The organism is Halomonas marinisediminis (assembly GCF_004347715.1).
GTDB lineage: Bacteria > Pseudomonadota > Gammaproteobacteria > Pseudomonadales > Halomonadaceae > Halomonas > Halomonas icarae.
This window is the reverse complement of sequence record NZ_SLTR01000009.1, coordinates 1-12,578: the sequence shown is the minus strand read 5'-3', so window position 1 is coordinate 12,578 and position 12,578 is coordinate 1. Positions and strand designations below refer to the sequence as shown.

At 66.2% G+C, this 12,578-nt stretch carries 11 protein-coding genes; all 11 read left to right on the top strand.

Going from position 1 to position 12,578, the window contains the following annotated elements:
- Window positions 1-127 precede the first annotated feature (127 nt).
- Window positions 128-772 carry a cytochrome c biogenesis heme-transporting ATPase CcmA gene (gene ccmA / locus E0702_RS08255; RefSeq protein ID WP_132042724.1) on the top strand — a complete coding sequence of 215 codons (645 nt, stop codon included), beginning with the start codon at window positions 128-130 and terminating at the stop codon, window positions 770-772.
- Window positions 759-1,496, top strand: a complete 738-nt coding sequence (ccmB, locus tag E0702_RS08250) for a heme exporter protein CcmB (protein WP_374708586.1) — start codon at window positions 759-761, stop codon at window positions 1,494-1,496. The genes ccmA and ccmB overlap by 14 nt, the downstream gene beginning before the upstream one ends.
- Window positions 1,497-1,529: 33 nt before the next feature.
- On the top strand, window positions 1,530-2,270 hold the full coding sequence (locus E0702_RS08245) for a heme ABC transporter permease (RefSeq protein WP_132042913.1): 741 nt from the start codon (window positions 1,530-1,532) through the stop codon (window positions 2,268-2,270).
- Window positions 2,270-2,488, top strand: a complete 219-nt coding sequence (gene ccmD, locus E0702_RS08240) for a heme exporter protein CcmD (protein WP_132042722.1) — start codon at window positions 2,270-2,272, stop codon at window positions 2,486-2,488. The genes E0702_RS08245 and ccmD overlap by 1 nt, the downstream gene beginning before the upstream one ends.
- Window positions 2,478-2,981 carry a cytochrome c maturation protein CcmE gene (gene ccmE / locus E0702_RS08235; RefSeq protein ID WP_132042720.1) on the top strand — a complete coding sequence of 168 codons (504 nt, stop codon included), beginning with the start codon at window positions 2,478-2,480 and terminating at the stop codon, window positions 2,979-2,981. Before ccmD ends, ccmE begins: the two co-directional genes overlap by 11 nt.
- A 14-nt stretch (window positions 2,982-2,995) precedes the next feature.
- Window positions 2,996-5,002 (top strand): heme lyase CcmF/NrfE family subunit, encoded by a 2,007-nt coding sequence (locus tag E0702_RS08230; RefSeq protein WP_132042718.1) that lies wholly within the window; start codon window positions 2,996-2,998, stop codon window positions 5,000-5,002.
- Window positions 4,999-5,532 carry a DsbE family thiol:disulfide interchange protein gene (locus tag E0702_RS08225; RefSeq protein WP_132042717.1) on the top strand — a complete coding sequence of 178 codons (534 nt, stop codon included), beginning with the start codon at window positions 4,999-5,001 and terminating at the stop codon, window positions 5,530-5,532. The genes E0702_RS08230 and E0702_RS08225 overlap by 4 nt, the downstream gene beginning before the upstream one ends.
- Entirely contained in the window at window positions 5,523-6,008 is a 486-nt protein-coding gene (locus E0702_RS08220) for a cytochrome c-type biogenesis protein (RefSeq protein ID WP_132042715.1), read from the top strand. The genes E0702_RS08225 and E0702_RS08220 overlap by 10 nt, the downstream gene beginning before the upstream one ends.
- Complete coding sequence (ccmI, locus tag E0702_RS08215) at window positions 6,005-7,255, top strand: c-type cytochrome biogenesis protein CcmI (protein ID WP_132042713.1); 1,251 nt, start codon at window positions 6,005-6,007, stop codon at window positions 7,253-7,255. The genes E0702_RS08220 and ccmI overlap by 4 nt, the downstream gene beginning before the upstream one ends.
- A gap of 19 nt (window positions 7,256-7,274) precedes the next feature.
- The gene (gene smc / locus E0702_RS08210; protein ID WP_132042711.1) at window positions 7,275-10,766 is read left to right on the top strand and encodes a chromosome segregation protein SMC; all 3,492 of its coding nucleotides are present in this window, start codon (window positions 7,275-7,277) and stop codon (window positions 10,764-10,766) included.
- Window positions 10,767-10,991: 225 nt separating this feature from the next.
- Window positions 10,992-12,407 (top strand): cell division protein ZipA, encoded by a 1,416-nt coding sequence (gene zipA, locus E0702_RS08205; protein ID WP_132042709.1) that lies wholly within the window; start codon window positions 10,992-10,994, stop codon window positions 12,405-12,407.
- The last annotated feature ends 171 nt before the right edge of the window (window positions 12,408-12,578 follow it).

Sequence of the window (12,578 nt, the reverse complement as noted above, 5' to 3'; positions counted from 1 at the left end):
GGTGAGTAATCGACGATGCGCTTGATGCACGTCAACTGCGACCGGCCGACGCGGTACCCCTCTCTGGCAGGAAAAGGGCTTTACGTGTAGAGTCTCGGGCCAAACTACCCATCCACCGGAGTGTGTCTTGACCCTGCGCCTGCAAGCTAGTGACCTGGCCTGTGAACGGGATGACCGGTGGCTGTTCAAGGGCCTCGACCTCGATATTCGAGGGGGCGAGATCGTGCGCGTTGAGGGCCCCAACGGCAGCGGCAAGACCACCCTGCTCAAGATCCTCTCCGGGCAGCTCGCCGACTATCAGGGTGAGCTGTTCTGGAACGAGCGTCCGATGCGCCAAGCGCGCCAGGCCTTCCTCGAGAATCTGCTCTATCTGGGCCATGCCCCAGGTGTGAAGGCGGCCCTGACGCCGCTGGAGAATCTCGCCTGGTATCAGGCGCTGGCCGGTGAGCTGGTTCAGGAGCCAACGCGACTGGCGGCCTTGGAGGCGGTGGGGCTGGCTGGCTTCGAGGATCTTCCCGCAGGTCAGCTCTCTGCCGGTCAGCAGCGCCGGGTGGCGCTGGCCCGACTGGAGCTGACGCCGCGGCCACTATGGGTACTCGATGAACCCTTCACCGCCATCGATCGCGAAGGCGTCGAGGCGCTGGAGGCTCGCCTGGTGACACATGCCCGCTCGGGCGGGTGTGTGTTGGTGACCACCCACCATGAACTCAAGGCTTCACATCAGCTGCGGCATATTCGTCTCGGTCGGGGAGGACAGGATGCCGAGCATTGACACGCGTATGAGCGAGGGGCGTCAAGGCAGCGACGGGGAACCTCGCGGCGGTCTGCTGGTCGCAGTCTGGGCAACACTCAAGCGTGATCTGACCCTGCTGATGCGTCGGCGTAGCGAGGTACTCAACCCGCTGGTGTTCTTCGCCCTGGTGATTACGCTGTTTCCGATCGGCATCTCGCCGGACCCGGAGTTGTTGGCGACCATCGCCCCCGGGCTGCTGTGGGTGGCGGCGCTGCTGGCGGCACTGTTGTCACTGGACAGTCTGTTTCGCAGCGATTACGAGGATGGCTCTCTCGAGCAGCTGTTGCTGACCCCGCAGCCGCTGGCCATGCTGGGGCTCGCCAAGGTGGCGGTGCACTGGCTGCTGACCGGCCTGCCCCTGGCGCTGATGGCACCACTGCTGGGCATCATGCTGGCGCTGCCGTCAGGGAGCTATCTGATTCTGGCTTTTTCCCTGGCCCTGGGCACTGCCAGCCTGAGTCTTATCGGCGCCATCGGCGCGGCACTCACCGTGGGGTTGTCACGTGGTGGGGTGCTGCTGTCACTGCTGGTGCTGCCACTCTATATCCCGGTGCTGATCTTCGGTGCCGGAGCGGTACAAGCGGCAATCATGGGGGATGGCGCCGCGGCGCATCTGGCGATCCTGGGGGCCCTGCTGGCCCTGTCACTGATGCTGGCTCCCTGGGCGATCGCGGCATCGCTGCGCATCAGCATCAACGGTTGAACGTTCAAGCGAGAGACGCAATCAATGGGCAAGATCTGGTCCTTTATTCACAAGCTTGGTTCGCCCAAATGGTTCTACGGTATCAGTGCACGCCTGATGCCGTGGTTCTGGACCGCCGCCGTGGTGCTGATCCTGGCGGGCAGCGTCTGGGGACTGGCCTTCGCTCCGCAGGACTATCAGCAGGGCAACAGCTTCCGCATCATCTACGTACATGTCCCGGCGGCCTTTCTGGCCCAGTCGATCTTCGTCAGCATGGCGGTGGCGGGGCTGATCTTCATGGTCTGGAAGATCAAGGTCGCCGACATGGCGGCGGCGATGATGGCGCCGCTGGGCGCCGCCATGACCTTTATCGCGCTGTTCTCCGGGGCGGTGTGGGGCGTGCCCACCTGGGGGACCTGGTGGATGTGGGATGCACGCCTGACCTCGATGCTGATCCTGCTGTTCCTCTACCTGGGCGTCATCGCCCTGCGTGGCGCCTTCTCCAGTCGTGACAGTGGCTCGCGGGCGGCCTCGGTGCTGGCCATGGTCGGGGTGATCAATATCCCGATCATCAAGTACTCGGTGGACTGGTGGTACACCCTGCACCAGCCGGCCACCTTCAGCGTGACCTCGCGCCCGGCGATGCCGATGGAGATGTGGGCGCCGCTGTTGATCATGGTGCTGGGTTTCTACTGTTTCTTTATCGCCGTCACCCTGATGCGCACGCGCAGCGAGATCCTGCGCCGTGAATCGAACAAGCGCTGGGTGCGCGACATCGCCGGAGAGCAGGGCTGATGGCTTTCGACTCCTTCCAGGACTTTCTCGCCATGGGGGGGCATGCCCCCTATGTATGGGCCAGCTGGGGCGTGACCGGCGCCCTGCTGATCGGCATCGTCTTGCATGCCAGGGCGGAGCGCTGTCGGTTGCTGCACATGCTCCAGCGTCGCCGTCGCCGCCAGGCAGCGACACACCAGACTTCACATCGAACGGGGGGACCACGCCATGAGGCCTAAACGCAGGCAGAAGCTCTATCTGTCGCTGGGGTTGATCGCACTGGCGGCAATCGCCGTGGGGCTGACCCTCTATGCCCTGCGCAGCAATATCAACCTGTTCTTCAGCCCGGTCCAGATCGCCGCCGGAGACGCGCCCCTCGAGCGCCAGATCCGCGCCGGCGGGATGGTCAAGGAGGGCACCGTGGCCCGGGACCCGGAGAGTCTCGATGTCGAGTTCATGGTGACCGACTACGTCGATGATCTCGAGGTCCGTTACAGCGGCATTCTTCCCGACCTGTTCCGCGAGGGGCAGGGGGTGGTGGTGGTCGGTGAGCTGCAGCCCGAAGGGTGGTTGCGCGCCGATCAGGTGCTGGCGCGCCATGACGAGAACTATATGCCCCCCGAGGTGGCCCAGGCCCTGGAAGAAGCCGGCTACTCGCCGGAGGACTACCAGGCCAAGGCCGCCGAAGTGGGCGCGCGTATGGACGCCAAGCAGCAAGGCGCCAGCCAGTAACGAGCGGAGACCCCATGCAGATCCTGATGATCCCCGAGATCGGCCACTATGCCCTGGTGATCGCCATGCTGATGGCCACCGTGCAGGGTGTGCTGCCACTGGCCGGAGCGGCCACCCGCCGCCCGCTGTGGATGGCCTATGCCCGGCCCATGGCGGCCGGGCAGCTGTTGTTCGTGGCCATCGCCTACGCCTGCCTGACGGCCAGCTACATGCTGGATGACTTCAGCGTGGCCAACGTGGCCAACAACTCCAACTCCATGCTGCCCTGGTACTACAAGCTCAGCGCCGTATGGGGCAACCATGAGGGCTCGGTGCTGCTGTGGAGCCTGCTGCTGGCGGCCTGGGGTTACTTCGCCGCACGCTTCTCCCGGGAGCTGCCCCGCGACATGGTGGCGCGGGTGCTGGGAGTGCTGGGGCTGGTCGGCATGGGCTTCCTGGCCTTCGTGCTGATCACCTCGAATCCCTTCGAGCGCCTGCTGCCCAGCGTGCCGGCCGATGGTGCCGACCTCAACCCGCTGCTCCAGGATATCGGCCTGATCATGCACCCGCCGATGCTCTATATGGGCTATGTGGGCTTCTCGGTGGTCTTCGCCTTCGCCATTGCCGCCCTGCTGGGGGGGCGTCTGGATGCCGCCTGGGCACGCTGGGCTCGCCCCTGGACCAACCTCGCCTGGGCCTTCCTGACCGTGGGCATCGCCCTGGGCAGCTGGTGGGCCTACTACGAGCTGGGCTGGGGCGGCTGGTGGTTCTGGGATCCGGTGGAGAACGCCTCGCTGCTGCCCTGGCTGACGGGCACGGCGCTGATGCACTCGCTGGCGGTGACCGAGAAGCGTGGCGCCTTCAAGAGCTGGACGCTGCTGCTGGCGATCTTCACCTTCTCGCTGTCGCTGCTGGGCACCTTCCTGGTGCGCTCCGGAGTGCTCACCTCGGTACACGCCTTCGCCAACGACCCCTCGCGCGGCCAGTTCATCCTGATGCTGCTGGGCATCACCGTGGGCCTGTCGCTGCTGGTGTTCGCGCTGCGCGCGCCGCGAGTCGGCCACAAGGTGGGGTTCACCTGGCTCTCCCGGGATGCGCTGCTGCTGATCAACAACATCCTGCTGGTGATCATGACGATCACCGTGCTGATGGGCACCGTCTACCCGCTGCTGCTCGACGCCCTGGATCTGGGCAAGATCAGCGTTGGCCCTCCCTACTTCAATGCGCTCTTCGTGCCGCTCACCCTGACCCTGGCGCTGTTTATGGGCCTTGGGCAGGTGGCGCGCTGGAAGCAGACCCCGGTGGGCCTGCTGGTCAGACGGCTATGGCTCGCCGCCGTGGGGGCCGTGGTACTGGGGGTGGCGCTGCCGCTGCTGTTCGCCGAGCGGTGGAGCCCGGCGGTCGCCCTGGGCCTGGTGGCGGCGCTCTGGATCGTGCTGCCGATGCTGCGTGACCTCGTCGAGAAGACCCGCAACGCAAGCTCCGTGGGGGCTGGGCTGAAGAGGCTGTCACTGGCCTACTGGGGCATGCAGCTCGGCCACCTTGGGGTCGCGGTGACCATCGTCGGGGTGGCGGTGGTCTCCAACTACAGCATCGAGCAGAACGTGCGCATGGCGCCGGGCGACAGCGTCGAGGTGGCGGGCTACACCTTCACCATGAACGAGCTCTCCCATCGTGAGGGGGCCAACTTCGTGGCCGACCGGGCGAATATCTCGGTACAGCGGGGTGACAGCCGCCGCAGCTTCATGATGAATCCCGAGAAGCGTCTCTATCTGGCGACACGCATGCCGATGTCCCAGGTGGCGCTGCGCCCCGGCTTTTTGCGTGACCTCTACGTGGCCATGGGCGAGGACCTGGGAGACGGTAGCTGGGCACTGAGGGTGCAGTACAAGCCCTTTGTTCGCTGGCTGTGGCTGGGAGGGCTGCTGATGGCCTTCGGAGGTGTGCTGGCGGTGGCCGACAAGCGCTATCGCCGATTGGCTACCGCGCCCGACCCCGAGTCCCGGGCGCTCGGCACGACCCGGCGGGAGGCCAATGCATGAATCGTCGTCTGCTTCTGCTGCTGCCGCTCGCCGGCTTCCTGGCCCTGGCGGTGTTCCTCTACCAGGGGCTCTCCCTGAACCCCTTCCATCGCGAGTCGGCGTTGATGGCGCGCGACTTTCCCGAGTTCGATCTGGCGACCCTCAAGGCGCCCGAGCGACGGGTCAACCGCGACTTGTTGACCACCGGCGAACTGACCCTGGTCAACGTCTGGGGGGAGTGGTGCCCCGAATGCAAGCGCGAGATGCCTCAGCTGCTCGATCTCGCCGAGCGCCATGACATACGCCTGGTCGGCGTCAGCTGGAAGGATACCCGGGAGAAGGCGCTGGGCTTTCTGGAGGAGTTCGGTGACCCTTTCGAGGTCAATATCTTCGATCCCGAAAACAAGCTGGCCTTCGAGCTCGGCGTCTATGGCGCCCCCGAAACCTTCCTGGTGGACGGTGACGGGGTGATTCGCTATCACCACACCGGCTACATCGCGCCCAACGATGTCGCCGAGACGATCCTTCCGGAGGTGGAGCAATGGCGTTGATGCGACGAGATCCGCTGATTTTGGTGGCCGGCCTGTTCTTGCTGTTGATGGCCGGGCTAGCGCAGGCTGCCGCCATCGAGGTGCGCGAGTTCGACGACCCGGTACTCGAGAAACGTTATCGCGATATCACCGCCTCCCTGCGCTGCCCGACCTGTCAGAATCAGGCGATCAATGACTCCGATGCGCCGGTTTCCGGCGATATGCGTGACCGCGTCTATCAGCTGCTGATGGATGGGCGGGCCGATATCGAGATCCGCAACCATATGGTGGAGCGCTTCGGTGACTATGTGCTCTACAACCCGCGTCTCGAGGGTCGCACCTTCCTGTTATGGGGGCTGCCCGTGGTCCTGGGCCTGCTTGGCCTGGTGCTGGTGGGCCTGCTGGTGCGCGCCCGTCGCAACGCCTCCAACAGGGCGCTCTCCGCCGAGGAGCGTGCCCGCCTGGATGCCCTGATCAACCGCGAGAGAACCGAATGACCCTGCTGTGGATCGCCTTCGCCCTACTGTTGCTGCCGGCCCTGTGGCTGCTGGTGGCGCCGCTCAAGCGAGCTCGCGCGCTGCACGATGCCCAGCGCGATCATGAGGACAACGACCGCTCGGCCGAGCAGAACGTGGCCATCTACCAGCGCCGCCTCGCCTCCCTGGAGGCGGCCCTCGAACGTGGCGATACCGACGAGGCGAGCTACCAGGAGGATCGCCTGGCACTCGAGCGTGGCCTGCTCGAGGACACCGAGCGCCTCAAGCGCGCACCGCTCAAGCCGTCGGCCGCCGGGCGGCTGGCGGTACCGCTGGTGATGCTTGGGGTCGTGGTGGCCAGTGTGCTCTGGTATCAGCGGCAGGGGGCCGAGGGCGACCTGGCGTTGCTTGCGGTGCAGAGTGAGGTCATGGCCCATCCCGAGGGTTCGGCGCAGATGCTGGTCGAGCGCCTCGAGGAGCAGGCCGCCCGCCAGCCGGACAACCCCAATGTCTGGGGCATGCTGTTCCCCCTCTATCGCGACGGCGGCCAGGGTCAGCAGGCCATCGACGCCCTGGAACGGCTGATCGAGATCGAGGGCCGGCAGCCCGCGCTGCTGGCACAGCTGGCCCAGATCGAGTTCTTCGTCGCCGGCCGTCGGCTGACCGACCGTGTTCAGTCGCTGGTCGACGAGACCCTGGAGAAGAACTCGAGCGAACCCACGGTGCTCGGCCTGCTGGGTATCGAGGCCTTCGACCGCGGTGCCTATCAGGAAGCCATCGACAACTGGCGGCGCGCCATCGCCGGCATGAACGACCCCGCTACCGGCGAGGCCCTGCGCCAGGGTATCCAGATCGCCCAGCAGCGCCTCGGCCAGGTGCCCGAGGGCGCCCCGCTGGCCGACGCCGAGCCTCAGGGCCCGGGCATCCTCGCCCGGGTCCGCCTGGGTGACGGGCTCGCAGGCCGTCTCGACGACACGACCGCGGTGTTCGTGGTGGCCCGGGACATGGCCGGCGAACTGCCGCCACTGGCCGTGGCACGCCTGACGCTGGGTGATCTGCCTGCCGAGCTGGTGCTCGACCGTCGCCATGCCATGTCGCCCCAAGCCAGTCTCGCACAGGTGGATGAAGCGCGGCTGGTGGTTCGTGTCTCGTCGAGCGGGCAGGCCACGCCCAAGGCCGGGGACATGTTCGGCGAGCGTACCGGCGTGGCCGTGGGGGAGACCGACGGCGAGCCGGTCGAGGTCGTGATCGATCGCGTCGTCGAATGAGCCCGTGGGGTAGCCGCCGATGCGTCTGACATCGATACGCCTGGTGGGCTTCAAGTCCTTCGTCGATCCGGTCACGGTCCCCTTCGACAGCAACATGACCGCCATCGTCGGGCCCAATGGCTGCGGCAAGTCCAATATCATCGACGCCGTGCGCTGGGTGATGGGCGAGTCGTCGGCCAAGACCCTGCGTGGCGAGTCCATGGCCGATGTCATCTTCAACGGCTCCACCGGCCGCAAGCCGGTGGGACAGGCCGCCATCGAACTGCACTTCGACAATCGTGACGGGGCCATGGGAGGCCCCTATGCCCAGTATGCCGAGATCGCGGTAAGGCGCCAGGTGACCCGCGAAGGGCAGTCGAGCTATTTCTTCAACGGCCAGAAGTGCCGACGCCGGGATATTGCCGACCTCTTCCTGGGGACCGGGCTCGGCCCACGCTCCTACGCGATCATCGGCCAGGGCATGATTTCACGACTGATCGAGGCGCGCCCCGAGGAGCTGCGCGCCACCCTCGAGGAAGCGGCGGGCATCTCCAAGTACAAGGAGCGGCGCCGCGAGACCGAGAACCGCATGCGGCGCACCCAGGAGAATCTCGAGCGTCTCGAGGATATCCGGGAGGAGCTCGACAAGCAGCTCGAGCGCCTGAAGCGTCAGGCCGAGGCGGCGCGCCGCTACCAGCAGCTCAAGAATGACGAGCATCGCGTCAAGGGCGAGCTGGCCTTGCTGCGCGCACGGGCTTTGCGGGCCAGCCAGGGCGAGGAGGAGAGCCGCGTCGCCGAGCTCGAGACCGCCGTGGAGCGCGAGGTGCTGGGGCTGCGTCAGTGCGAGACCCGCCTGGAAGAGGCGCGGGCCGACCACGACCGCCTCGCTTCCGAACTCGATGCCGAACAGTCGCGATTCTTCGAGACCACCACCGCCATTGCCCGCCTGGAGCAGGATCTGGAGCATGGCCGTACCCGTGATGCTCAGCTGGCCCGTGACCTCGAGGCGGCGCGCCGTGAGCTCGCCGACCTCGACCGCCTCGGCGAGAACGATGGCGAGCGTCTGGTCAGCCTGGATGAGCGCCTGGCGACCCTGGCTCCCGAGCGGGAAGAGCTCGCCGAGCGTCTCGAGGAGCTCGAGGCCGCACTGGAGGAGGCGGAGCCCGAAGCGGAGGAGGCCGACACCGCCTGGGAGGCGTTCGGCGAGCGCTGGCGCGAACAGAGTCGAGACGCCGAGCGTTGCCAGGATCGCCTGCGCGGGCTGGAATCGCGTCTGGAGGGGCTCGATGCCGACCTGGCGCGACGCCGCCAGCAGCAGCAGGAGTTGCCCGATCTCCAGGCGTTGACCGCCCAGCGCGATGAGCTCGCCGAACAGCTGGCCGAGATCGAGCTCGAGCGCGAGGCTCTCGAGGGGCGTCGCGAGGCCCTCGCCGATGCCCGAGAGGTGGCCCGTGAGGCATCGCGCGCCGCAGAAGCCGGGCGAGAGGAGGAGCGCCAGGCGCGCAGCGAGCTGGCCGGTGAGCTGGCCTCGCTGGAGGCGCTGATCGAGGCAGGACTGGCCGACCACGATGACGCCCTGGAGGCGCATCTCGCCGAACATGGCCTTGGAGAGGCGCCGCGCCTCGGCGAGTGTCTCACGGTGGCCCCCGGCTGGGAGGCGGTCGCCTCCTGGGTATTGGCCCCCTGGCTGCGCGCCCGGGTCGCCCCCCTCGAGGGGCGCCTCGAGGCCCTGGTGGCCACACCGGGGGAGCTGGGGCTGATCGACGCGAACGAGCCCCGGGTCGCATCAGAGAGCCTGGCCGCCAAGGTGGAGGGTGCCGGGGCCGCCGCCCAGTGGCTGGCGGCGGTGCGCTGTGTCGAAAGCCGCGATGAGGCCTGGCGTCGACGTGATGAGCTGGGGCCAGGGGAGAGCCTGATCACCGCCGATGGCCTGTGGCTGGGCCGTGGCTGGGCGCGTCAGCGCGCCAGCGGCGATGGCCCGGATGCCTTGCTGGTGAGCCGGCGTCGACAGGGAGAGGTCCGCGAGGCGCTCGACCGGGTCGAGGCACGCCTGGCCGATCATGAGGCAAGCCTGACATCGGCCAATGAGCGCGCCGAGCGAACCGAGGCCGACCTCGAGGCGTGTCGCCAGGCGGAGCGTGACCTCGAACGACGCTATCAGCGGCTCGCCGTCCAGGATAGTGGCCTGAGCAGTCGGCTGGAGCACCTGCAGGGGCGCTCCGCAGAGCTGGCGGAGGAGCTCGCCGGTCTGGGGGAGTCACGCGAAGAGGCCCGCCTGGCCATCGACGAGGTGCGCGAGCAGTGGCAGGCCGCCATGGAGCGCCTGGAGGCCGGCGCCGATCACCGTGAGCGGCTGGAGAGAGAGCGTCAGGCGGCACGCGAGCGGTTGGGTAGCCTGCGCGTGCAGCAGCGCCCCCTGGCCGAGCAGTTGCAGCGTCTGGCACTGGAGCAGGAACGCCTGGTGGCCGAGCGAGCCGGCCTGGCCGAGCAACGGGAGCGTGCCGGCGAGAGCCGTCAGCGACTCCAGGAGCGCCTCGCGGAGCTGGAAGAGGAGCGCGAGCGGCTCAGCGAGCCGGAGGAGGAGCGCCGTGAGCGCCTGGAGGAGCTGCTCGACCGGCGTGAGCGCGAGGAGCGTAGTCTCAATGCGGTGCGCGCGCGTGCCGCCGAGCTGGTCGAGCGGCTGCGCGAGGACGAGCAGGCACGCCAGTCCCACGAGCGGGCACTGGAGGGTATCCGCGAGCGCCTGCAGGAGTCGCGCATGCAGGTTCAGGCGCTGCGTCTCAAGGCCGAGGGGCAGGATGAACAGCTGCGGGAGCTGGGGCATGACGAGCGCCAGCTGTCCGAGACGTTGGACCCCGCCGCCACCGAATCCGCCTGGCAGGCACGCCTGGAGCAGCTTGCCGAGCGCATTCGTCGCCTGGGTGCCATCAACCTGGCGGCCATCGAGGAGTATGACCAGCAGGCCGAGCGCCGCGACTATCTGGAGGCGCAGCACGCCGAGCTGAACGAGGCGCTGGAGACCCTCGATCGCGCCATTCGGCGCATCGACCAGGAAACCCGCAGTCGTTTCCGTGATACCTTCGAACGGGTCAATACGGGGCTGCAATCGCTTTTTCCTCGAGTCTTCGGTGGCGGGACCGCATGGTTGACGCTGACCGGTGAGGACTTGCTGGAGACGGGAGTGGCGATCATGGCGCGGCCCCCGGGCAAGAAGAACAGCACTATTCATCTGCTCTCGGGTGGCGAAAAGGCGTTGACGGCCCTGTCGCTGGTATTCTCCATCTTCCAGCTCAATCCTGCCCCCTTCTGTATGCTCGACGAGGTGGACGCCCCACTGGATGATGCGAATGTGGGGCGCTATGCCCGGTTGGTGAAGGAGATGTCCGAGAGCGTGCAGTTCATCTATATCACCCACAACAAGATCGCCATGGAGGCCGGCGAGAGGTTGATGGGAGTGACGATGCAGGAGCCGGGGGTGTCACGATTGGTCGCGGTGGATGTCGAGGAAGCCGCGGCGCTGGCCGAGGCTTGAACGCTTGAAGGAAGCGTCGAAAAGGGGTAACAAGGAAAGATTATATGTTGCAGTGCATGGAAGCAGGGGAATTATCGAAGGGCGATTGCAAGGGGCGAGTCAAGCTTGTCTTGATAGATCACCGATGCTTGACAAATAAAAAAATTAGCTCCTTTTTCGGCAATCGCGCTATGCTGGTGACAAACACGCATCTGGCATGGCGCCCTAGCGAAAGGCTGACGATCCATGGAACTTAGAGAGTGGCTGATCATCCTGGGGTTGGCGTTGGTAACCCTTATCGTGGTGGATGGAGTGCGGCGTCTGCAGCGTCAACGACGAACCCCACGCCTCGATGAGGTGGCGGAGGACGTCCTTGGCACCGACCCCGACGAAGCGGCCCGCAAGGCCGAGGTTAACTGGGAATTGCCCAATGGAGGGGCGCGGGTCGTCAGACCTGCGGACTACGGCCATGTGCAGCCCAAACCCAAGTTGGAGCGCCAGGAACATCCTGGTCCATCGCGGGTGCTTTCCAGCTGGAAGGCCTCTACCTCTCGGGAGGGAGAGGCCGCGTCAGAGTCTGCCGAGCCGATGACGTCGCCAGCCAGCAGTTTCGCCACACAGGGTGATTTTCATGCGGAGGAGCGTCTTGAACCAACGCTTGCCTCGTTGGATGACACGTCCCAGGACGTTTCTGCGCCTGCGTCCGATGAGGGGAGGGCAGAGTTTGGCCCTTCGCATCGTTCTACCGAGCCGCTGGTTGCCGACCCACAGGATCATGACAGTGTCGACGAAGATGAGCACTATCGCCTGGTGGATTTCGACGGCATGGGTGACTCCCTGAAGAGCGGTTCGAAGCGCATGGGGAGCTCGGTTCAGCGCTTCGGTGCTTCGCTGCAGAAGAATCTGGCCGAGCGCCGTGAGCAGAAGCGTGTGGACAGGGCGCGACGTGAGGAGGAGCGCAAGGAAGAGAAGGCACGCAAGCTGGCCGATGAGGCCGAACGCAAGCGTCAGGCCCAGGCAGAAGCGGAATCTGCCCGTGGTGCCGAGCGCCGTCGCCTGGCGTCCGAAGCGGAAGCAAACGAAGCGGCGGCGGTATCCGCCGAGGAGAAGGCCTTCGAGGCACCCCGCCACAGCGACAAGGTACGTGTCCATCCGGTGCTGGAAAAGGCGCTACGCCACGATGTGAGTGCGGAACATGCCCGACTGACGCTCAGCCAGGCCGAGGAGATTATCGTCATCTCGGTCATGGCCCGTGACGAGGAGGGGTTCTCCGGAACCGCTTTACTCGATCTGATGCTTGCCTGTGGCCTGCGCTACGATCGCGAGATGGGCATCTTCCATCGCTTCGAGACCGAGGACCCCGAGAGCCGTCTGCAGTTCTCCATGGTCAATGTGGTCAAGCCCGGGACCTTCCCCATTGAGGCGATCGATGATTTCCGCACGCCGGGCATCACGTTGCTGATGCCGCTGCCGGGAGCCGAGGACAGCGGTGCCGCCTTCGAGGCGATGGTCGAGACCGCCATGGTCATCGTGCGCCACCTGGGCGGCGAGCTGAAGGACGAGCACCAGAGCGTGATGACCGCCCAGACGGTGGAGTTCGCTCGACAGCGCGTACAGGATTTCGTGCGTCGCAACCGCCTGCACCGTTATCAGGTGAATTAGCCATGCCGGGCTACGCCCGGTGCCGTAAGCCGTAAGCTCGAAGCTGGAAGAAAACCACCTCCGTGGCCTTGCTACGGAGGTGGTTTGATTTAAGCTCGTCTTCGAGCTTCGAGCTTCGAGCTTCGAGCTTCGAGCTTCGAGCTTCGAGCTTCGAGCTTCGAGCTTCGAGCT